The organism is Cellvibrio fontiphilus, from assembly GCF_042646205.1.
Taxonomy (GTDB): Bacteria; Pseudomonadota; Gammaproteobacteria; order Pseudomonadales; family Cellvibrionaceae; genus Cellvibrio; species Cellvibrio fontiphilus_A.
This window is the reverse complement of record NZ_JBHRTF010000002.1, coordinates 789,907-813,203: the sequence shown is the minus strand read 5'-3', so window position 1 is coordinate 813,203 and position 23,297 is coordinate 789,907. Positions and strand designations below refer to the sequence as shown.

The 23,297-nt window shown below is 47.6% G+C and carries 20 protein-coding genes; all 20 read right to left on the bottom strand.

Annotation, left to right across the window (positions count from 1 at the left end; genetic code table 11):
- The 20 genes from ACFODX_RS05360 to ACFODX_RS05265 all read right to left on the bottom strand — a co-directional run bounded on the left by ACFODX_RS05360 (position 1) and on the right by ACFODX_RS05265 (position 23,222).
- Positions 1-3,528: a glycosyltransferase gene (locus ACFODX_RS05360; RefSeq protein ID WP_378116810.1), complete on the bottom strand. Its 3,528-nt coding sequence runs from the start codon at positions 3,526-3,528 to the stop codon at positions 1-3.
- A gap of 59 nt (positions 3,529-3,587) precedes the next feature.
- Positions 3,588-4,535, bottom strand: a complete 948-nt coding sequence (gene cysC / locus ACFODX_RS05355; protein ID WP_378116808.1) for an adenylyl-sulfate kinase — start codon at positions 4,533-4,535, stop codon at positions 3,588-3,590.
- Positions 4,536-4,546: 11 nt separating this feature from the next.
- Entirely contained in the window at positions 4,547-5,092 is a 546-nt protein-coding gene (gene rfbC / locus ACFODX_RS05350) for a dTDP-4-dehydrorhamnose 3,5-epimerase (protein WP_378116970.1), read from the bottom strand.
- 60 nt (positions 5,093-5,152) lie between these two features.
- Positions 5,153-6,820 (bottom strand): sulfotransferase, encoded by a 1,668-nt coding sequence (locus ACFODX_RS05345; RefSeq protein WP_378116806.1) that lies wholly within the window; start codon positions 6,818-6,820, stop codon positions 5,153-5,155.
- The gene (locus ACFODX_RS05340; protein ID WP_378116804.1) at positions 6,817-8,037 is read right to left on the bottom strand and encodes an ABC transporter ATP-binding protein; all 1,221 of its coding nucleotides are present in this window, start codon (positions 8,035-8,037) and stop codon (positions 6,817-6,819) included. Before ACFODX_RS05340 ends, ACFODX_RS05345 begins: the two co-directional genes overlap by 4 nt.
- A 54-nt stretch (positions 8,038-8,091) precedes the next feature.
- On the bottom strand, positions 8,092-8,730 hold the full coding sequence (locus ACFODX_RS05335; protein ID WP_378116802.1) for a DsbA family protein: 639 nt from the start codon (positions 8,728-8,730) through the stop codon (positions 8,092-8,094).
- Positions 8,731-8,907: 177 nt separating this feature from the next.
- Positions 8,908-10,569 (bottom strand): hypothetical protein, encoded by a 1,662-nt coding sequence (locus ACFODX_RS05330; RefSeq protein ID WP_378116800.1) that lies wholly within the window; start codon positions 10,567-10,569, stop codon positions 8,908-8,910.
- A 354-nt stretch (positions 10,570-10,923) separates the two neighbouring features.
- Positions 10,924-13,071: a secretin N-terminal domain-containing protein gene (locus tag ACFODX_RS05325; protein ID WP_378116798.1), complete on the bottom strand. Its 2,148-nt coding sequence runs from the start codon at positions 13,069-13,071 to the stop codon at positions 10,924-10,926.
- Positions 13,072-13,172: 101 nt separating this feature from the next.
- The gene (locus ACFODX_RS05320) at positions 13,173-13,664 is read right to left on the bottom strand and encodes a hypothetical protein (RefSeq protein WP_378116796.1); all 492 of its coding nucleotides are present in this window, start codon (positions 13,662-13,664) and stop codon (positions 13,173-13,175) included.
- A complete protein-coding gene (locus ACFODX_RS05315; protein WP_378116794.1) occupies positions 13,661-14,257 on the bottom strand; it encodes a hypothetical protein in 597 nt (198 codons plus the stop codon). Before ACFODX_RS05315 ends, ACFODX_RS05320 begins: the two co-directional genes overlap by 4 nt.
- Positions 14,254-15,387 carry a hypothetical protein gene (locus tag ACFODX_RS05310; protein WP_378116792.1) on the bottom strand — a complete coding sequence of 378 codons (1,134 nt, stop codon included), beginning with the start codon at positions 15,385-15,387 and terminating at the stop codon, positions 14,254-14,256. Before ACFODX_RS05310 ends, ACFODX_RS05315 begins: the two co-directional genes overlap by 4 nt.
- Complete coding sequence (locus ACFODX_RS05305; RefSeq protein ID WP_378116790.1) at positions 15,335-16,411, bottom strand: hypothetical protein; 1,077 nt, start codon at positions 16,409-16,411, stop codon at positions 15,335-15,337. Before ACFODX_RS05305 ends, ACFODX_RS05310 begins: the two co-directional genes overlap by 53 nt.
- A 1-nt stretch (position 16,412) precedes the next feature.
- Entirely contained in the window at positions 16,413-17,054 is a 642-nt protein-coding gene (locus ACFODX_RS05300; RefSeq protein ID WP_378116788.1) for a prepilin-type N-terminal cleavage/methylation domain-containing protein, read from the bottom strand.
- The gene (locus ACFODX_RS05295; RefSeq protein WP_378116786.1) at positions 17,038-17,469 is read right to left on the bottom strand and encodes a PulJ/GspJ family protein; all 432 of its coding nucleotides are present in this window, start codon (positions 17,467-17,469) and stop codon (positions 17,038-17,040) included. The genes ACFODX_RS05300 and ACFODX_RS05295 overlap by 17 nt, the downstream gene beginning before the upstream one ends.
- 10 nt (positions 17,470-17,479) lie before the next feature.
- Positions 17,480-17,929, bottom strand: coding sequence for a type II secretion system protein (locus ACFODX_RS05290; protein ID WP_378116784.1), 450 nt, complete (start codon positions 17,927-17,929; stop codon positions 17,480-17,482).
- A complete protein-coding gene (gspG, locus tag ACFODX_RS05285) occupies positions 17,889-18,332 on the bottom strand; it encodes a type II secretion system major pseudopilin GspG (RefSeq protein ID WP_378116782.1) in 444 nt (147 codons plus the stop codon). Before gspG ends, ACFODX_RS05290 begins: the two co-directional genes overlap by 41 nt.
- A gap of 34 nt (positions 18,333-18,366) precedes the next feature.
- Positions 18,367-19,572: a type II secretion system F family protein gene (locus ACFODX_RS05280; RefSeq protein WP_378116779.1), complete on the bottom strand. Its 1,206-nt coding sequence runs from the start codon at positions 19,570-19,572 to the stop codon at positions 18,367-18,369.
- On the bottom strand, positions 19,569-21,296 hold the full coding sequence (locus ACFODX_RS05275; protein ID WP_378116777.1) for a GspE/PulE family protein: 1,728 nt from the start codon (positions 21,294-21,296) through the stop codon (positions 19,569-19,571). Before ACFODX_RS05275 ends, ACFODX_RS05280 begins: the two co-directional genes overlap by 4 nt.
- Positions 21,297-21,307: 11 nt before the next feature.
- Positions 21,308-22,171 carry an ABC transporter permease gene (locus tag ACFODX_RS05270; RefSeq protein WP_378116775.1) on the bottom strand — a complete coding sequence of 288 codons (864 nt, stop codon included), beginning with the start codon at positions 22,169-22,171 and terminating at the stop codon, positions 21,308-21,310.
- Positions 22,172-22,259: 88 nt separating this feature from the next.
- Complete coding sequence (locus tag ACFODX_RS05265) at positions 22,260-23,222, bottom strand: glycosyltransferase family 2 protein (protein WP_378116773.1); 963 nt, start codon at positions 23,220-23,222, stop codon at positions 22,260-22,262.
- Positions 23,223-23,297: the final 75 nt, after the last annotated feature.

Genomic DNA, 23,297 nt, shown 5'->3' with positions numbered 1-23,297 from the left:
CTACTCCTGCTGTAAAAATGCTAGCTGTAAAGTCGAGATCATCGACTCAATAGAATAATGTTGAGAAACATACTGATTGCCTGCATGCGAATAGCGCAACCAGGCATTATCATTCTCAATGATATCCAGAACATGGCCAGCAAAAAGCTCAGCCTGCGACGTCACAGGAATTAATTCATTCAGCCCCGGCAACCCCTGTGCGCCCACCTCAGTGGTAACCAAAGGCGCACCAAAGGCCATGGCCTCTACCACTTTATTTTTTACTCCAGCACCAAAACGTAACGGCACAACAGCAACCCTGGCTGACGCATAATGTGCAGCGAGCGCTTCATCGGTTACATAGCCAGTGACAAAAATATCGCTATCAGCTAACCCCATAACCTCCGCTGTTGGTTTTGAACCAATCAGATATAAAGTGGCATCGCCTTGGCGCGCTTTAATCAGTGGCCAGATGTCCTTTACAAACCAAAGCGCAGCATCGGTATTTGGCGGATGACCAAAACCAGCTACAAAAATCACTTTTTTTCCTGTTACCGCGGAGCGATTTGCATAGGCCTGCAAGCCTTCGTAAATATAGGGACATACGGCGGCAGCGTTGATCCCGGGAGCAATTCGCTTAACCGTTTCAGCCTCATCCACAGATGGGTAGAGCACCACATCCACCTTGTTCCAAATGGCAGTTTCGAGTTGATAAAAATAGTCTCTGTCCTTCAACAAGGCTGAACTTGGGTTGAGCGCATATTCACGTTCGAGGCGCTCAAAATGAAGATCGTGTCCGTAATACACGACACGAATATTCGGAAAGTTGGCAAGGGTATCTACATAGTTGCTAGCAATATGCGGACGATTCAGTAACACATGGCTTATGCCACCCTCTGCAGCACTGAGCCACTCGCGGAAGCCACCCAAGTGGTCACCGCCGTAAACCACTTCTATCCCGAGTTGTTGTAAACGGGGAGTGTATTCAGGGTCGTACCAAAGATTATCTGGCCAGAACTTCACCACAAATCCCATCTTTTGCAATCCGGTCATGATTGCCAAAGTGGAGCGCGAGCCAGCATCGCGATCTGGCTGGAGTACATAGTGATCCACTACCAGTACGCAGGGTTTCTCCCAAGCGCGATCTTTGGCGGTAAAAACCCGCTCGGCATTGGGGTAGTGATCAGCCAGATTTGCCTGCCACTTGGAAAAAAACTTCTGCTGGTTAGTGACTTGATACGCCTTGATACCTGCACCCGTATCCGTGCCGTTGGAGACCCCCTCGTAGTGAATAATGGTGGATGCTGGTTGGTAATACACCTTTTTACCCGCGGCCCGCACCATAAACGCCAGATCTGTGTCCTCGTAGTAGGCCGGTACATAACGCTCATCAAACAAGCCCAATTGGGTAAAAAATGCTTTTTCGATGAGCAAGGATGCACCCGAGCAGTAATCTGCTTCGCGCAGATAATTAAATTGCGGCAGACTTGGGTCTTGCAAACGACCATAGTTCCAGGCCGAACCATCGCGCCACAGAATGCCGCCAGCCTCCTGCAAGCGCCCATCCGGGTAGACCAGTTTGGATCCGACCAAACCGCAATCGGGATAACGCTGGAAAACATCCAGCAGGCTATCCAGCCAGCCGGGTGTCACTTCGGTGTCGTTATTAAGCAGATAGACGTAAGTGCCACGGGCGAGCGACACGGCGCGGTTACAGGAACGCAAAAAGCCAAGGTTAACGGGGTTAACTTCATAGCGTAGCCCTTTCACCTGCTGCAACAGATGAATATCGTGATCTGATGAATGATCCTCTACCACCAGTACTTCTATATCAACACTGGGCAGGTTCCGTGCAATGGATAAAAGACAAGTCAAGGTCACCGGTAGATTGCCGTAGCTGGGAATAATCACCGACACCAACGGCGCTTCAGCACAGGGCAAGACCAACTCAGTCAGCGCTTGTTGAATATTCTCCTGAGCGATAACACCGCTCGCAGCAACAGCAGGAAGATCAGGCTTGCCGCTACGGCGCCACATTTCGTAATGCACTACGCCTTCAAATAAGGGGCCGGCAAGGCGATAAGCAAAACTGGCCAATTTGTGTTTCACCACCAGTGGCACAGGTAAGCGCTGATAAACCAAGCGCCCCAAACGCTGAGCACGCGGTTTTAAATAAGGAACCAGAAATGCCGTCTCACCACGTAATAAACGCCCCATAGCACGCAGTGGTTTGGTCAGTTTCCAGGAACGTGACTGGATCACCTGTTGATAATTACTACGTAATTCATCCAACTGATTTTGTAGATAGTGTGAAAGCTGCTGCTGCCGGGATAGTTCCTGCTGGCTTTGTGCCGTTATGGCAATTTGTTGCTGCAGGTTTTGCTCTAGAGTAGCGTTCAGTTCAAGCAACCGCACTGCATCCGCTTTACTGCTCACCAGCTCACGATCGAGCGTCTGAGCCCATTGAGTACGCTCATCAAGCTGCTGCTCCAAATCCCTGGCCCAGTGCGTGCGCTCATCCAACTGCTGCTCCAAATCCCTGGCCCAGTGCGTGTGCTCATCCAACTGCTGTTCCAAATCCTTGGCCCAGCGTGTGCGCTCATCCAACTGCTGCTCCAAATCTTTAGCCCAGCGTGTGCGCTCACCCAACTGCTGTTCCAAATCCTTGGCCCAGTGGGTGCGTTCATCCAACAATTGTTTTACCGATTCAATATCGGTGGCACGCATAGCTGCCGCTTCTATTGCATCTATTTCAGCAAACTCGGTAACTAATAGCGCCCGCTGTGCGGATAAAAAATCACACAGCTGTAACCGCCCTTCAGTTCCTGTGCGGGCGTTTTTGAACAAGGCATATGCGCTGCCTACAGGCATGGGGCACTTTGCATGATCAGTAAGACTACGCTCGTCATAACTGGCGTGACGCAGCTCGGGATCGATAAAGTCAGCGGCAAAGGCGGCTAACATTTCACCATCTAACGGCGCATTTAATTCAGTCGCCAAGCCACTTACACAACTAACCGGATCATCCATCAAAAAATCGTAATCAATAATACTAATCGGCTGCTCGCGCAACACTTCGGCAGCAGCCATGTTGTGACTCAGCCACAACCAGCAACCTTTTTTAAGCGGCATCTGATTACGCTGATAAAGAGACTGGGCAACACTGAGTGGATTGCGCAAACTAAAGACAAAACTAACAGGGCAATCCAGTCGAGCGAACACTCGCTGCCAGAGTAAAATTAGCTTGGTGATACGCGGATCTTTAATCGCCAGCTGTGCGTGTTGTTGCAGTTTTTGCTGTAACAACCCAAGCGCCCTATCAACAAAGCCGGCACGTTCAAGCACAGAAACATTTTCGCTGGATACTTGCGACAAACTAAACCAGTGCTGGCCTATGTGCGCCAGCATTTGATTATTTAATTCAACGATATCTGAATCTTCAAAAAAACCTTTGGGGTTATCTGCGCGCGCAGGCATTAATTTATCGCCCAAAGCATAACCCACGCAGGACAACGCCTTCATCACCGCACTGGTACCGCTGCGGTGCATTCCTAACACCACAACTAATTTTTTTTCACTCAGTAATTTGTTATCACCAGCCACAAAAATTATTCCACTATTTTTTGCAAAAGTATGTTCTGTGTAACCAGATACTGGACTAACTGTTCAACGCACTGCTCTGGCGTTTGCACAGTTGTTTGTACACACAACTCAGGGTTCTCCGGAGGCTCATAGCCACTATCTATTCCGGTAAAATTTTTTAATTCGCCACGTCGCGCTTTGGCATAGAGGCCCTTCACATCGCGCCGCTCACATTCGACCAGAGGTGTATCAACAAAAACCTCAATAAATTCATCGCTCTCAAATAGCGCACGCGCTAATTGTCGATCCGCTTTGAAAGGGGAAATAAAAGAGGCGATAACAATCAAGCCTGCATCCACCATTAATTTTGCCACTTCGGCAACACGGCGAATATTTTCAATACGGTCTGCCTCGGTAAACCCCAGATCGCGATTCAAACCATGCCGTAGATTATCGCCGTCCAACAAATAAGTATGACAACCACTGTCGTACAGTTTTTTTTCCAGCAGATTAGCGATAGTTGATTTACCTGCACCGGATAAACCAGTAAACCAGATACAACACGGCTGCTGCTGTTTGGCAAAAGCGCGAGCCTGCTTATTAATCGTCAGGTTTTGCCAGCGGATGTTGGTTGAGCGGCGCAACACAAATTCAATGACGCCTTCGCCCAACGATTCGTTGCTTTGTGAATCGAGGACAACAAAAGGCGCCGACTCATAAACGCCGGCTTGTGGGAACACCGATGGAGAAGAAAACTCAATGATCGCAGAGTCCCCTGGAAATAACTGGTTCAACCGGCTACGCCCGGGGAGCTGCGACGTTTGCAATATCTGCTTGATACGCACTGCGGTAACCGGCAGCTTTCCTTCGCTGATAGCACTTGACGCCAAGGAGTAGCCACGCCCCACTAAAAATGTCTTCTCAGACAACCAATTCAGACGCGCCTGAAATTGCAGATCAAATACCGGGCTCATTTTGTACCGTCCTAGCGATAGTAATCAGCATCTTTAAAGGCGACGCCTGCAGCATCCTTCGCAGATAACAGAGGGGGAAAATCAATACCCCAGTCTATAGACAAATCCGGGTCATTCCACGCAATACAACGCTCCTTTTCAGGGGCATAATAGTCCGTCGTTTTATATAAAAACTCAGCGCTTTCACTCAGTACAACAAAACCATGGGCAAATCCGGCCGGAACCCATAATTGTCGCTTGTTCTCTGCTGTCAACTCCACTGCCACCCACTGTCCAAAGGTTGAGGAAGTTTGGCGTAAATCCACAGCGACATCTAATACGCGGCCTGTAACAACACGCACCAACTTCCCTTGCGCTTGTTCAATTTGATAATGCAAGCCACGCAATACACCACGTGCAGATTTACTATGATTATCCTGCACAAAATTAATGTCGCGGCCCACCCCTTTATTAAATTGTTGTTGATTAAAGCTTTCAAAGAAAAAGCCCCGATCATCACCAAATACTCTAGGCTCAATGACAAGTACGTCCGGTAAAGTTGTAGCCACTATATTCATCATCTATCTCATCTATAACAATTTTTTCTAGCGAACGCATCGGTGTACTTTTTATAAAAACTACACCGTGTATCCCAGCAAGGCTAATTCACTCGCACAAAGATCGGCGAGCATTTCACGCTCAAGAGGATCATATTGATCAACACGGTTGCGTAAACTACCCGAGGCTAAAACATTTGGTTTATGGTAATTCAGCTTTTGTGCAACGCTCGCTAAAAATGAAGAAGGATCTGTAATGACATCTTCATACCGATACAACTGAATCGCATTGCGATGCTCTATAAGAACACTGGCGAGTAAGCGCCAAAACAATACTCTACGCAGGCGAGCATCAGGCATAGAATCGAGTTCTAAAAGATATTCTCGATGCTGCGCCGACCACCCGTGGAATTGTGGATTAGCGATGGGTAACTCACTTGGCTTTGCATCACGCAAGTGGTTGAATGTATTACGCCATGATGTAATTGTGTCTAACGGATGGCGCACCATTGCAATCACCGGCCAACCAAGATCGATAACCTTAGGTAAAGACGCCAGATAAGCAAGCGTATTTTTGCTGCCCAACCAAAAGTCTGCAGAATGGACTGTAGGGTGATATAGCTCAGCAGCATCCAGTTGTGCCGTATCCTGAATGACCTGCCCATTTTTTACTTTATTTTTTACCGGTTCACCCAACAGAACTCTTGCTCTGGATTCAGCATGGAACTGGCCTATGCCACTTGCATCTTTACGCGCATTCAAATGCGCAAATATCTCGCCCGGCTCATTCAATACCAGCCAATTATCCTGCGCATCTAAAATACTACTAACATAACTCGTGCCACTGCGCGGAATACCCGTAATCAAAAAATTACGTTCCTCTACCTTGTAGGTAACACTGGGAAAAGAAATTGAAATTAAGGATCTCCACGCGGGGTGTGCCGCTAATAATGAATCTAAAAGCTGAAGTTCTTGGCGGGCACAATTAAATAAATCATAAAGACGAGGTTCACGCAAAATGACTTGGGGAGAGTGATAATGGCAAAGTGCGACGTCACTATCGCCCAGTAGGCGCAGATGCGCAGGAAAATTAAACCGCTCATCAAGCACACCCCAGGAGCCGGTTTTTATCATTGCCAGTGGTAACGCAATTTGATCCAGCCAAGGGTATTTGTTCTCCAGTGGCGGTGATTGCTGATCGAATTGTTGTGCGAACATCAGCCACTGCGCTGCCAAGTGCTGAGGCTGGGAGCTAACGACAAAACCTGCATTAAAATAGGGTGATGACAATTGACCTGTGACAGTTAAACGAACCTTACGCTCAGGAAGGGTAATATCACACGCCGAGTAAAGCGCTTGCCACGCACTATCGCTGCCCCATGTACCCATGTCCGCAGGTTTAACCAAGGTGGTGTGTTTTTCCAAGTCATTGGTAAGATTCCAAGGCGACAAACACAACATGTCGGAATCAATAAAACAGCCGTTTTGTCCATCAGGCAGTAATGCAAGTGCTGATATTTTGTTTCCAATCGGATAGCGCTCGCCAAAAACAGGCATAAAACTCGCGAGCTGAACATCGAGGGTGCCCAGAATTGCCTTGGTATTCTCAGACAAATCTCCCCAGTCCAAAAACTGCGGGCAAGCGGCAATAAGGTTTACATCCTTACCTAAAAATCGTCTAAGCGACCACGCCAGAAGCACAGCTTTTATTTCTAACTCACCGCGCTGACACACAAAAACTATGTTCACTCTATTTCCTCGCAACGTCCTTTTAGATCGATCACCGCATCAAAGTGCTTGGTAACCATTGTTACTGTGAAGTCCACAATGCCAACTTGTTTATCAACCAAATTAACTTGCTCGGTATTATCGCAATCATCCAAACGTAAGGTGATTGCATAGTCGCCTGCTTGTAAGGCCGCCTCGAAACTAAACATTACCGTCAAGTTACCTTCTGTGTCAGGCGTAAGCTTCTTTCCACCATAAATGTTGTTAAAACCAAAAAGGTTATAGCCCCGACTATCCCGCACTGTCATTTGAATGCGAGGAAAGGTGAATTCAGTTGTGATTTTGGCTTTTACGACCAACTGCACCCGCTCCCCCTGTTTGACAACAACTGAGCTTCCCCTGCCAGATGCTGCGACTATCTGCGCTTCTGTAATAGCCCCCTTTCCGGTACCAAAAGCAAGATTGGCAGCACCAGTGGTAGAACGATTACGCGTAACGGCTTTATTCGCTGAATCTGTTTCCTTGGTTTCTGCCAAATAAATTTCTGTGCCCTCTTCCGGATCGCCGTCATAGGCAATCTGACCTTTTTTAAGGTAGATGACGCGGTCGCAATAGCGCTTGATTAACTGCATATCGTGAGTGACTAGCAGTACTGTAGTGCCTTGCTGCATAAGGCGCTCTATGCGCTCCAAACATTTGGCTTGAAAGCCTGCATCACCTACCGCCAGAGCCTCATCCACTACGAGTATGTCAGCATCTACATAGCTGCTAATCGCAAAAGCAAGACGCACAACCATACCACTGGAATAGTGCTTAACCGGTTGATAGATAAAATCACCAATGCCGGAAAAATCCACAATTTCCTGATAGCGCTCTTCAATTTGCGCGGATGTTAACCCTAGCAGTGAGGCGTTCATAATGAGGTTGTCATGACCGGTAAACTCCGGGTTAAAGCCTGACCCTAATTCGAGGAGTGCAGCAATTCTTCCTTCCGTAGTAATGCTACCTTTAGTGGGCTGCAGTACGCCGCAAATAAGCTGCAGGATGGTTGACTTGCCTGAGCCATTAGCGCCAATTAAACCCACAACCTCAGCTTTATCAACCCGAAAACTGACGTTCTGGACTGGCCAAAACTCTTTGTAGAACTGCTTGCGCCCACGAAATAAGCTCTGTTTTAAACGATCCGCCGGGTTATCGAACAGGCGATAGCATTTGCTGAGCTCAGAGACTTCAATCATAAATGAGGTTCCAAAACCGTTAAGAATAGGTAGCTAATGCTGCTTATGGATTACCTAGTCTTTTTTGGGTTTCTGCAACAGTGCAGGCGCTGGTGCGGGAGGGTTGGCAACCAGGAAATCCAACACTTCAAATAACTGCTCTATGCTGGACATCTTTTCGATATCCACCTTGTAAACACCGTGAACAATAAACGTAGGGGTTTTGAAAACTTGTGCCTGTTTTGTCAGTGCAGCGGAGCCTTGCAATCGCTGCTCTACCTGCGGGCTTGACCAAGCCTGCCAATAAAGTTCTTTATTGATGCCATTCAAGTCCAGATAGTGATTAATACGATCTGCGCCCTGCAGCTTCATGTTGTGCTGAACTATTTTGTAGTTCACCGCATAAAGCGTGTTCATTGCACCAATAACCTGTGCCGTGTGGTGCATGCGAGCTGCATCCACCATTGCGGTTTCAGAATGCGCGGGGATTAATGCAAAACTGATCTTTTTCTCTTTTATCCAATCACCAAGGAGCGGTGATAGCTCAAAACAGGTTGTGCAGCCGTAATAAAAAAACTCAGTAACCGTCGCAATACCTTTTGGCAGCGGCTGAGCTAAACGGGTGTAGTGTTCTCCCTCTTTAAAACTGGTATTTGCCCAGGCAGTGAGCGACAAAAGGCTGAGTAAAAAGAGGAGGATAAAACGCTGAGCCATAAACGACCTCGACAGGGGTTAAACAGGGATGCGGCGCATTATAGGGGCTGGCACCTTAAAAAAAATGTTTATTTACGTAACTCGCTCGGCGTTTTGCGGGCATAAAAAAAGGGTTCCCGAAGGAACCCTTTTTTAACAGTAGCCTCTGTATTACTACAGAGCCAACACAAACAACTATTAGTTGTTGGTGTTAGAAGTACCGTTTTTGTCTTCGCCGAAGCGAGCATCATCACCAGCGTAAGTAGTGCTGGTCATGTTGGTGAGTACGCCAGCTGGAGTACGTACCAAGCCCAGAGCTTCACACGCTGGGAAACCGCCTTTCAGAATCACACGAGCACGACCAGAGGTCAGAGCTGCGAAATCTGGGAACACGTCACCCAAGTAAACGCCTGCGCTGTTAGAAGAGTCAGTGTGGAACACGGTAGTACCGTGAGCTGGAATTACGGTATCCAGATCCACTTCTTCCAACAGGTTACCAGCTTCGTCGTAACCAGTTACGCTTACACGGCCAGCGTTGTCGCTCACGTTGCTCAAACGGATAAATGCTTTGTCACCTACGTTCACGTTAGGTACGTTGAACAGGGTTACAGAACAACCGTTACGCAGGATCGCGCCGTAGTCCAGAGTGTTAGACTCGGAAGGAACATAACGTGGGTTGAAGTAGTCTACGTTAACTTGAACTTCAAACTTGGTAGTTTCTGGGATTTGCTTGTCGCCATCAGCAATAGCACAAACCAAGTAACCATTTTCCAAGTCAGCGGTATCTTGACCAGTCAATTCGAAAGTTGAAGTCAAGCCAGCCAAACCGTCAGTGATACCAGGATCAGCACAAACTTCTACGCCGCTGATTGGAACCAACTTCAGCTCGTCGTATGCATCCAGGTTAGCACCTGCATCGATCATCATGCTGAATACGTCAGAACCGTTCCAGTCAAATGGAGCGCCGTTTTCTTTAGCAACGAATTCACCGTATTTCTCGGTACGCTCAATGTAGAGTTCGCCCAATTGTACGAAGTCAACGTCGTTGGTTTCGTCGAAGTCACTAGCAGCAGCAACGCCAGTAGCGCTGGTGAACAGCTCTTCGTCAGCTGCAACGTTGATACGTGAACGCAGACCAGGAACAGCTTCGTAGTTAGTGATGTTTGCAGAACGCAAAGTCAGAACTGGTTGTGATTCGAAGATCACGATAGCTGGTTGAGTATCGGTAACAGTGGTGTCTTCGTTACGGAATTCAGCAGCCAAAGATACAGTGCGCTGAGCAGTAGCTACAGAACCTTCCAGAGCGGAAGTCAGGTTACGAGTACGGAATTGAGCGATTTGAACAGAATCCAAGTTAGCCGCTGCAACAGCGCCACCAGCTACGTTGGTGATTTTGAACACAACAGTGTTATCACCAATCTCACCACCTGAGTCAACTTCAATGGTGAATTCCGCATTTTGAGCGTAAGGAGCGCCAGCGCCACCTACAGTCACGACATTCGCACCAGCATTGAAAGAGAATACCAGAGTAGCGTTAGAAGCTGCCCAGTTGTCGATCAAAGACAAATTCTCACCAAACACTGCACTTTTGTTCAAAGTGAACTTAACAGTAGCAACTTCACCATCAGCGATGTCGTCTTTAGTTACATCAACCTCATAAGTAATATCTGGAGCAGCAATCAGAGTTGCTTCAGAGCCAGAACCGAACACTTCGGTAGCCAACACGATTGGGTGGTTACCAGCACCGTTGGTAGGGGTTGACAGGCCACTGTTGGTGTAAACCAGTTCGCCAGCAAACACGCCAGCAGACATAGTTGCCACTGTCAGTGCCAGTGCAGATTTTTTAAACATGTTTTTCATAGCTACGTACTTCCTTCATTGACTTACGTAAGGTTTATTGAATTACTAACAAAAGCCCTAACAATGTCTGCTTTGCTTTTTATTAATAATGAAGTCAGGCGAAGCGCTCCGCCTGCCATCAGCGACGGATTCTATGAGACATTTACCAATCATTGCAAGTAGTTAGCTTTATTATTTTCAACCAAGCCACAAGAATGTGGAACATCTCAAGAATGCACAAGCATCATTCAACTTCGCACATTTTGGGTGCATCCAGCACCCCATCAGGCACATCTACCGCGATTACGCAGTTAATAACGATGACAACCGATGTATATTCCCCATGTTTTTTAGCAATCAAAATTCAAGCCAGATTTATGGCGCAGACAAGTCTTCATCTATAGAAGGAATGCTTAATTGCTGCCGAAACGACTTGGTAAGGGCTTCTGCCTGATCTGCATCGCGCACAAGATATGGTACAACCAATATCATCAGTTCAGTTGTGCCAGCACTTGAGCTGTCTGTGCGGAACAAATGACCGACTATTGGCAGCGCACCAAGAACGGGCACGCGCGAATTACCTTTAGTTTGTTCGCGGGTAATAAGCCCACCCAAAAGTACCGACCCACCATCACGCAAACTCAGACTGGTACTGATAGTCCGGCTGGACACAATGGGGGTCAAGTTAACCGTGCCCTCGGTTACCGAGGAACCACTAACCTCTTGCTGGATATCCATATCGATGCGCCCATCTGAAAAAACCGTTGGAGTTACTGACAGAGAGATCCCCGTATCACGGTACTCCACATTTTGACGCGAACCTGTGTCTCCATCAATTTGCTCGTTAGCAACTGTTTGCGAGACTAGTAAAGGTATTTTTTGCCCCACACTCACAGTGGCAGACTGACCGCTTCGCACCAAGAGCTTAGGCGTTTGGAGTATAGACACCTTATTGTTACTGGCAAATGCATTGAGTGCCAAACGGGTTGCGCCAGAGCTGCTGAGCGATGTCCAGCTTAGACCTGTGCCACCAACACCACTGCCTACCAGGCCATCATCTCCATAAACATTGCGCAACTCTCCACTGGCGCCATTCACAACCTCACTCATTGCCCATTCCATCCCAAATCGGAATTGATCGGAGAGAGTCACTTCAGCCACCACAACTTCAACCAGCACCTGTGCCGGTGCCTGATCCAACTCCTTAATTAACGGAAGGATTTCCTGCCAGCGATCTGCACTGCCACGGAATAACAGCATATTGCGTGCAGCATCAACAACGAACTGACCCGTTACTGTAGTTGCAGTACGAGAGCTGGCATTTTGCTGATTGGCTCCAGCGGGGGGATTACGGGTGTTAGCAGTAGCAGGGGCATTACGCTGTGCTTGCGGCTGAGTCGCGGCACTGCTGCCGGTGAGCGCCGCATTGAGTGTTGCAGCCAGATCTCCTGCGCCTGTGTTGCGCACTTGATACCAGTAGAAGCCGTCTTTGGAGTCGGCCCGGACAGTCACCTTATCCAGCTGCTCAGCCCATTGTTTTACCAGAGAAAGGGTTTCTGCTGTCGAGACAAACGCAAATAACGCATTTAATTCTTTTATAGGTACCAAAGTTATATTGCTGCCCACACCACCAACATCATAACCCTGCGCCCCCAAGGTAGACTGCATACTGCGAAAAAGCGTATCCACGTCCGTGAACAGCGGGTCTATACGCAATGAATAACGCCCTTTCATGCTTGGCTGATCTAACATAGTGAGAACTTCTGCTGCACTCTGTACCAGATCAGGCGCGCCATTCAGCGTGACGGCATTACGCTTGGCGTCAACGTCTATTCCCAGTTGTTGCCCTCTAAATATACTTTCGAGAACATTTGCCGCGTCCCGAGTGTTCACTACATTAAGATTTCGCACCAAAAATATAGGCCGATGAGTAGAAGGAACGCTCGGCAGCGCATTACCAGTGACAATTAACGGCGGCTCGAACGGGCCTTTTTTGCCATCACCCAATACAAACCTTAACAAATCACCCTGCTGGATGATAATCACCCCATAGCTGGACAACACCTGTCTTGCCAGCTCAAAGATAGCTTGTCGGTTGCGCGCTTCTGTCACCCGGAGCGTCACAAGGTCAGTCTTATTGCTCACCTCCGGCGCTATCTGGAAATCCAACTTTAATTCGTTAGCAAAGACCTCGTTTATAAATGCAGGTAGAGGCAAAGAATCAATACTAAGGCTAATACTCGGTTGCTCATCCTGAGGAAATAGCACCACCTCTTCCGTCAGCTGCGCTGCGGCACGAGGACCACTGGTTACCGGCGCCGGACTGAAACGCGCAGCAACAGGAGCCTCTTTGCCCGAAGAATTATCTTTTGAGTTAGCCTTTTCGTCATGTGTCGATGATTTAAGTTTTGCTGGAGGAGCAAACTGACTATCTGGCATCAATGAACAAGACGATAGCGCGACTACCGACAGTACCAACAGAGAGCTTCGCGCAAACTGTGTCAACAACATAGATGGGTTCATTACAAAACTCCGTACCCCGAGGTACATGAATAACCTGAAGGAGCTAGCCTCTCCAGGTGACGCTTATGTATAGAAAACTGCTGGTGTTAGTGTGTTAAAACTTAGCGGGCCTTGGAGGGCAATTGGAAAAGTCGAAGTAATTGCTTTTCTCCGCCACCGCCCGACTTGGTGAGCATCAGCCAATCCGCTCCGATCTCAACCAGTTCCCAGTCGGTTCCGGGCAGTGATTGATTAACCTGTACCCTTACATAGTCCTTACCGACGAGGAACAAAACTTCTCGCGTATCATCACGCTCGATAATGGCATTGACGTTAGCACGTAATTTTGCAGCCTCTCTGCGCTCAACCTCCGGCGTGTCCTGCTTTGCATCTGAGCTTGCACCAGCAAGAGCTTCACTTGCATCACCCCAAAAGCCAGATTCCAGCAGTTGATTAAGATCCATCTTTGCTGGGCTTAGAAACGCCACCAACTGCCAACGATCCTTTTTGTCTGTTGCCAAATCCTCTTCCCCCATACCCCGTGGGAAGAACCAAAATATCAAATTTAATACAACAAGCGCCGCTATGTAACCAAATGCTATTGAACGATTCATGGCGCGCTTTTTTCCCCTTGAATCACAAACCAGGCTGTTATATTCAGACGATAAGTTTGATTTTTTTGATTACTCAGATTGAATTGCTCTGCATCTAGCGTGATAAAAAGATTGTGTTGACGTGCTGCATCCATAAACTTTTGTACTGCACCTGCGGTATAACGACCCTGTATGTCTGCCTTTACTGGCCTTAGTTGCTCGCCCGGTACAGCATCAGAAACGGCAACAGCAGCTCTGCGCACTGTCATTCCGGCCTTTTTTGCCTCACTATCAATCCAATCTCTAAAGAGTGCCTGAGCCTCACCCGCCGAACTGGCAACCCATAGCCTGCTATTAACTTGGGCCAGTTGCTGTTGGGCCTCCTTTGCGCGAGTAAGCCAGGCGCTGTCTTTAGCTGCTAATTCGGTTTCATAATAGTTTCGCTCGGCAACCAAAGCCTGACTACGCAAGTCCTTGCGAAGTTGATTTAATGATGAGTGCACCCACACTATAAACAGCGCCAGCGCAACCAGCGCAATCAACTGTAAGCGACGATTCTGCTGCCATTCGCGCTTTGCATCACCCCAATATACTTGCCAGTTAATAGACTTCATAAAGGTTCAGGCGTAAGTGTTGTGTTGGCCCCAGCTGCTTCACTTAACTGCTGTGGCATATAGCGATTTAATACCAGTTGAACACGGTATTTTGTCTGTGACTGCGGCTCAACAGTGACGTTGGTAATACCATCACGCTCCAAGGCACGCACAAGGGATAAGGTATCACCTATATCACCACTGATAATCATACTGACCTGATCTGCAGTGCGTTCCCAAGTCTCAAGTTGAATTTTGTTTTTATTGGGCAGGCGTTCGAATATTTTTAATTGTGCCTCAAGAGCATCACCCTGCTGCAAAAGGGTTAACAATGAGTTCAGCTCAGCTTTAGCAGAGCGAGCCTGGTTGCGCGCAGAAATTAAGTCAGCAGCAGTCTGCTGCAGCTGTTCGGTTTTAGATAACCAGCGCTTTTCTACAGAACCCCAGCTCAGAATTGATGTTAACTGCAAGCTAGCAATACCCAGGGAAACGGCCAACAATAAAATGACAAGACCCGCTTTGTGCTCCAGTAGGTGCGTAAACCCGGCCGATTCAAGCCCAGCCCAGGGTTTTTCCATGATCTGCGGCGTCAAGCAGGCTGGCAATTCCTTGCTAGGTGCTAGCCCCTGCGCACGATAGAACCGCTGGATCTGTGGCAGCCCCGGTGTTTCAGCAAACCATTGACTGGCACGCATTACACCTCGTGACCAGAACTGTAGGTCAGAACCAAGATTACACGCGAAAAGGTATACCCCGTCGGATTCAGGCTTGGACCAATATAGCGCCTCCGCAATAAAGCGAGTGCGCTGCAAGGATGCAGCAGGTAAGCCAGTGATGCTTACTAGCTCCGACTCCAGCTGAGATTTGTCCCATAACCAAACCTGCGCCCAACCTGCCGCCCAAGAAACGCTATAAGCGACCGATTCCCAAGGGCTTTTTAGCTTGACTTGGTTGGCAAGCGCAGCATTGCGGCTGGCTTTTGGAACATGCGAAAGATCCACCGCAAAATATTGACTGCGATCCCGTCCTATTATGATTCCAGGTAGAAAATGGCGGCGCTGGGTAGATGAGAGTTGATTGCCGGCAAATAACTGCTGTTCATTCAAAAAATGGGTGATTAACCACCGTTGGAGTGCTTTGAGCCAAATCATCAGGCAACTTTACTCGTCTTGACCAATTGATGTACCAAGCCTTTGAGCCAGGCGCAAGGTGGTCGAATTGTACATCATAAACCTGAGCCGTTGCGTCGCCCTCAAGCCACCACCAAAAACGAAATCCACCACTTGGCATAATTGTAAAAGGCACATCCTCCCCGTTACTGGAGTAGCGCGTAAGCTCAAATATGGATTCTATTGTTTTTTTGTTTCGCAACTCTTTAATAGCCGCAAGATCGCCGTCTTTAGCCAAAAGCAGCGCTACCACGCTATCCGGAGCAGTGTTTATATTGACTAGCGCCCCACCAGCTTCTTTGAACTGCCGCAAGAGCCACTCATCGCCTTTTGTTGCAAGCAGCGTGTCCCAGTCCATAATTGCGCGCAATTGTAACGGGTGCCTTAAGACACCGTTTGTGGGCGGTGGGATATTTTTACGGCGATATTCTATTGCTTCTGCACCCTGTAGATTTGAAAAACTATTTCGATCTTGATAGTCAATCAGGTTATCGCGCAAGCGGGCGATACTGAGGGTGGAATTGCCCGCAGCGGCTATTAAATTGTCAAAGACATGGGGCTGACTCAATTCGGAAAGCCCTATTAAACCAGCATGATCTTGAACCACCACCCTCAATCCTTGGCCAAGATCCAAAACACTACTATTTAGTTTAAGAAATCCTGCGTTGCCACTTGCCTTAACTTTTGGCGCAGCACCACCCAAAAAATCGTCGAAGCTATCAAAGAAAACTTCATTTTTCACCCCACCGGTCGCCGGCCAAGCAATCCCCTGCGGGGTTTTCATTTCTGCCATGTAGGTAAATGTGACCTTGTTCAAGGCATCCAAAGCCCTGCGGTATCCTTCTTGATAAGCCTGACGCTTAGCCGCTTCTTCGCGAACCGTTGTCACCCAAATAGAAAATGCCGTAGCAGCCATCGTCATAATAACCAACAGCCAGAGTACTGAAACCAATACAAACCCACATTGACTTTCAGAGCGATTACTTGGCCCAAAAGGTACCAACATGCTAGTAATCCTCCCCGATTATGGCTTCGTATTTTCCCGTAGAAGAATGTACAGCGAAAATAAACTCAAGAGGGTAAGGTAGTACATCTACATAAAGAGCAATCAACTCCGGTAATTCTGCTTGCTCAGTAGAATTGAAAACACTGTCGCGTTTCGGAAAACTTGGCAACCACTCTTTACCATCCCAATAACGCCAGTATGCATTCACTTCCGGCCACGCTTTTACCAAATACTCCGTGTGCTCATCTTCTGCACTCAACGAATATTCAGAGTACAAAAGCTGAAGCTGCCCCGCCTCTCGCCTCAAATGCCATTCAATTTGAAGTGGCTCGCGCACTCCCGGTCGGGCAATTGAAGCGAGAGAAAGCCCTTTAAATGAGGTTTGATCTCCCGCGAATCTCGCAAGTTTTAATTCCGAATCTATACCATTAGTGAAGGATTGAACCGAATCCCTCAGCCACCCATCCAAAAGTTGCTGCTCACTCAGCAGCATTTGCCTTCGCTCTACTGCTGAATAAACACCAGAGAAATAGATAAAACCCTGCATTAACAGCCCGCTCAATAGCGCGACCAATAAAATCACAACCAATAATTCCAACAAGGTAAATCCGCGATGGGAGCTGAATCTAATCAAAGATGACATCTCCAATATCACGTACTTTTTTTACACCTAGTGAGGTTGTCACAAATTGGCTTAGAAGGCGCTCATCTTTATAAACCCAAACATCAAGCTGCATAAGCGTCACATTATTTATTGTTTTTTTATTTTGATCATCCAGCGCATCTGCTTGTGCCAGTGGCTCGCGAGCCTTCCAGATAATTCGTAGTTGGTTTAAGGCTATATCACCCTCGGGCATTTCCGCAGGATTTATTTTACTGATGAAGTCAGTGGCGCTCACAACAGCCAAATGCCTTTGATTAATAGCATCGACTCGTGCCAGAGTTATTAGATTAGTGTTCAGCCAGGCATATAAAGCTGTTGCTCCCATCGCGAATATGGCAAGCGCTATGACAGCTTCAAGAAGAGTAAAGCCGCGTTGGGAAGCTGATGGGGTCATACTTTATGACTCACGGAAGTTCAACGCGACAATCTGGCGCACGCAGCACTAAATCATAATGGCGCGAACCACTAAATACCGAAATAGCTGTAGAAATGGGGCAAAAACCAGAGGCGGTGATGAGTATCGGCGATTGTGCTTGTACTTTAACTTCAAGCTCCGCCAATCTATCCAGAAACACTGTTGGTAGGGGATCAGAATTTTCGGGGTAACGCTCAAAATAGAGTGCTGTTCGTGTATCACGCACATCTTGTGACAGGCTATTCAAGGCAAAACTAATATTGTCTCGCTGAATAGATGCCTCCATTGCATCAAACATTTTTTGTAGGCCCGGTAACGCTAGTGATGCAATTAAACCAATCATAACCAGAACCACAACCATCTCTAGAATTGTAAACCCCGATGATTTGCGCAATTTATCACCGTACAGGTAGGTATCCGATATCGGAATTATCACCATCACCACCCTGCTGACCATCGGCGCCCAAGGAATATAAACTGAAAGACTCTATTTCACTCGGCGAGCTACTGTATACATAGTCACGATTCCATGGATCAAGCGGTACACCGCCATCTATATAAGGGCCCTCCCAAAACTGGGCAACCTTTTCATCTTGTGGTCGCTGTACTAATAATTTCAAACCTTCCTCTTGTGTAGGCAGACGGCCTATATCCAAGCGCAGAGTGTGTAGCGCCCCACGGATCATTTTGACCTGTGTTTCAGCTGTTTGAACTTTAGCCCTGTCGGCTTGGCGAAAAAGATTAGGCCCTACCAGCCCCGCAATCAGACCGATAATTACCAAGACTACGATCATTTCCAATAGCGTAAAACCGCGCTCGATAGTGTTGTTTTTTCTTTGCATATGTCTGCTCATCATTTTTAAGATTGAAACTGGATTACAGAGGAATATCGTTAGCACTGGTTATCGCCAAAATAATACCAATAATAATGGTTCCCATAACCAGCCCAATAAGGAGAATTGCCAAGGGCTCAATCAGTATGAGTACCTTTTTCATGCGTTGCTGACCCTGCAGTGTATAGAGATTCGCAAGCGCATTTAGCATTTCCTCAAGTTTTCCCGCCCTCTCACCAACACGCACAAGATTGTACCCCGTTGCTGTGAGGCATTGATTGGATTCAAGCGCTACTGATAGCGGCTCTCCCGCACGTACAGCATTTTTAACTTTATTTAACCGACGCTTACGCGAGGGCATGCGTACTGATTCAGCAGCTAGCTCCAGCGCCTGAATGAGATCAACTCTGTTGCGTATGAGCGAAGAAAGCACTTTGGACCAGACACCGACATCTGCTTGTGATATCCAATCACCTACGACAGGCAATTTCTCAACCTGTTCGAGTAATCGCACTTTAAATGCCGGGGTAACCCAAAGGTAAAATAGAATAAGCGGTGGCGAGACAAGAATAAGTAAAAGTAGAATAAAGTTTTCATTTGCCCATTTACCCGCAGATAAAACCGCCCAAGCCAAAAATGGCAAACGATCTGCCTGCTCGAGAAGGTTGGTGAAGCTGGGCACAACATATACGAACATCATCAAAACAGCTGCAATGCCTGACAATACTAAAATCGATGGGTATATCAGTGCATTTCGGGTCTCGTTGCGCACCTCCATTTCATATTGCATTTGGGCGCAAGCATCGCTCAACGAAGGCCCCAACTGACCTGTTAACTCACCCGCACGAACCAGATAGTGAACATAAGCAGGCAAAGGTAGACCTGATGCCAATACTGCTTGCTCAAAACTTCCCCCGTGACGAAGCGTTTTTGAAGCTAACTTGAAAGCCCAGCGCAGTTTTGGATGTGCCGCAGCCACCGCTTGTGAGCCCACAGCCTCTGCGGCACTCACGCCTGAGTTGAGCATTGCCGCCAGTTCGTAGAGTGCTGTGATTATGTCTTGCGTGGAAAGCTTTTGTTTGCTCTGCTGGTCCTTATCAACAACAAAGCCGACGGGCTCAATTTCAATAACGGTGTATTGCTGAGCAGTTAAGCTTGAAAGCGCTTCCCTTTCAGAAGCTGCTCCCAACTCTCCACTGAGTTCTTTCCCATTGAGATCAACAGCGCGATATTTGAATTGCTGTGTCATGTGTGCATACTCGTCACTCTATGCACTTCCTCGGCGGTCGTTATACCCAACCATGCTTTGATCAAGCCATCGGTAGCCAAGTCCCTGAAACCTTCAGCTCTTGCCTGCTGTTGCAAAATTGAGAGAGATGCGCGATCCAACACCGAGTTGCGGATATTTTCGGTGACACCAACCAACTCGTAAATACCTATACGTCCACGATAACCTGTGTGCTGGCAGTCTTTGCAGCCCACTGGTCTACGCCAGTTAGCAACCTGCCCGGGAAACAAGGTGGACACAAAGGGCGCCACCTTATGATCAATCTGGATAGGAACATTTGATGGCTGGCTACAGCTACAGAGTTTACGTACCAAACGCTGCGCCTGGACTGCAATTATCGGTGTGGCAGCCAAAAACGGCTCTATACCCATATCGATAAGGCGAGTGAATGCACTCATAGCATCATTAGTGTGCAGCGTAGACAAAACCAAATGACCAGTGAGGGCAGACTGAACCGCAATTTCCGCAGTTTCCAAATCGCGAATTTCGCCGATCATAATAACATCCGGGTCTTGCCGCAGAATGGAGCGCAACGCGGCAGCAAAGGTTAGGCCGATATCGCTATGCACCTGAACTTGCGTAACATGCGGGAGCCTGAATTCAACTGGATCTTCTACCGTGATGATCTTTCGCACGCCATCATTTGATTCGTCCAAGGCTGAATAGAGAGTTGTCGATTTACCGGAACCTGTAGGTCCGGTTACCAAAACGATACCATGAGGTTGACTCACCCAGTCACGCAGAAGACGCAAGTGGTCATCCAGATAACCGAGCTTTTCAAGCATCAGATCCTGCCGCTCTTTCGGCAGCAAGCGCATAACAATGGATTCCCCATTGACCCCTGGAAGCGATGAAACACGGATATCCAGCTCCTGACCATTAATGCGCATACCAATGCGCCCATCCTGCGGCAGACGGCGCTCGGCGATATCAATTCCAGACACTAATTTCAGCCGGGATGCAACGGCGTGGTACCTGGGCTTGGGAAGTGTTCTCCGCGTAAACATGATGCCATCTATCCGATAGCGAACATCAAAGGTATCAGCCTCAGGTTCGATATGAATATCGGAAGCCCGTTCCTCCATGGCCTGGGAGATGATGTTATTAACCAGCTCAATTACCGGCGCCTCCTCGGCCATTTCCCTCAAATGCTGGATATCGGTATCCAGGGTTACGTCCAACCCTTGCTCTCGCTGATGACTACGCAATTGATTTAGCAGTGTGTCCAGAACTTGGGAGCGCGCCAGACAATATTCAACCGACTGTGGGCATTTGCGACTGAGAGTCTCGTCGAGCAAGCTAGACAGAGGATCGCGCGACAGACAGTATATTGATGTATCAATGCGCCAAACGACAGCCTCATGTTGCAACAACCAAAGAATGTTGAGTTGCAGTACATCGACCGCTTCGAGAAGTTGCTCGGCAGTAGGTATATCCAGATCTCGTCCGAGTATTTTGAATCCTAACTGGAGCGTTAACGCCTCGAGTAGATTGGCCTCAGATAGACTGCCTGCTCTCATCAAGATGGCGCCAATTCTGCCACCCACCTGCTGCTGGACTACGAGCGCCTTGTCCAAATCGCGAGCTTGGATATAGTTCAGATGCACCAGAATCTGCCCGAGCAACATAACGCTAAAATCGTCAGCAGAGGGGTCGGATGTTTGATTGTGACTTGAGTTAACCACTAAGCCTCCAATCAGAGCACATCGGCAAAAGCCGATTTGCTCCGCATGAAAAAGTAGTATCCGATAAGGAAAATCAGTAGCGATGCCGCGCTATAACCACCCAAGACAATCCAGTCGGGCGGAACACCTTGGAATATGACCATTCTGGTTTGCTCTATAGCAATAATCAAAGGATTCACATAAGTCAAAAATTGTAGCTGTTCAGGCAGTCTGTCCATTGGATAGAACACCGGGCTCATAAAAAGTGTAAGCGTGGAAACAAACTGCATAACCTGGCGCAAATCGCGCAAAAATACACCTAAAGCAGCAAATATCCACACAAGGCCGATTGTTAGTAAAAATAACGGCAGGCAAACAAGTGGAAAAAACAACCAGGAATAGCTAACAACCTGATTCTTAATCGCAAAAACTAACAACAATATAAACGACCCGATGAACAACTGAATCACCGCTGATAACAGGGTCACCACAGCTAAAATTTCCAGCGGGAATATGACTTTTTTTACATAGTTCGGGTTTGAAAGCACCAAATCAGGTGCCTTAATGAGGCACTCAGAGAAAAACTGATGGATGATCAGGCCAGAAAAAATCAGCATTGCAAAACTTGTCAGACTGTCCTCTCCACCACCGATACTCCACTTTGCCTGCAGGATTTCACCGAAAAAGTAGGCATACATACCTAACATCACTAATGGTGCAATAAACAACCAAAGGCGACCAAACAAAGCACCAGCAAAGCGGGAACCCAGCTCCCTGACTGTTAACAAGAGAATTAAGCGCCTGTTATGCCATAAGACAAACATGGGGGAAGGTATTATTTTCAATGGATACTCGTTAAGCAAACGGGGGAAATACCCCATTGTTGAGGACTTCAAAGGAAGAGGATTCTATCCCACTATGTGATAGGGCAACAAATGGCACGGCTAAGCTCATAGCTGTAACACTAGACTGCACCCTCGCTAGTCATCGGCGCCGGTGAATCGGCCGACGCGGCACATTTTCGATGTCGTAAGACAGGAAGGACAACAAAAGTTGCACCCCAATAACAATCGGCAAAACCGCCAGCATCACAGTCCCTGTCGGTGTTGTAGTACCGGCTTGCGCCGAGGCAGCCCAGTGATAACTCCCATAAATCAAGCCAAATACCAACAGGAATAAACCCAGCACCAATTCAATCGAGGCAACCGACATATCGCGCAGGAAATAATTGTAGAAAATTCGCTTGCAGGTATTCCTGATATTTTTTTTAGTAAAGTCGCCAATAATCTTGCCGATTTTTAGCTGGCTTTCTTCGTCGCCATAATGTGCATCCATAGGAATATCCACTACTTTTGCGCGCAGGGTATTCAGGCGGAACAACATGTCTGATTCAAAAAAATAACGCTCACTAATTTTGGCGAAGGACATTTTTTTTAACACATCGACGTGAATGGCGGTATAACCATTGGTTGGATCAAAAATATCCCAATAGCCGGAGGACAATTTATTTAACAGCGACAATACCGCATTGCCAAACACACGCACTTTAGGCATCTGATGAATTTCTTCGAGATTGAAAAAGCGATTGCCTTTGGTGTAGTCAGCCTCACCGTGCAAAATAGGTTCGATAAATTCCGGAATCAGGGCTGGATCCATTTGCCCATCGCCATCCACTTTTACCGCGATTAACATCTGGTCTGCTATTGCAGCCCGGTAGCCAGCCATGACCGCGCCGCCGACACCTTTATTTTTTTCATTAAACAGCACGACCACACGTGGATCGCGATTATTCTCTTGAACAAACGCCCCTGACTTATCAGGGCAACAATCATCCACCACATAAATACGCGACACCAGCGGCGGTATAGCCGCGATAACATCCATAATATGGCGTGTCACCTTGTAACAAGGAATTACTACAGCAACGGCTTTATTGTGTTCGCTCATTGATTTGCTTCACTTGAGAATTATTAAACGTAAAAATATTTATCGGTCTAGCTATTGCAGCACCGAAGATCAACT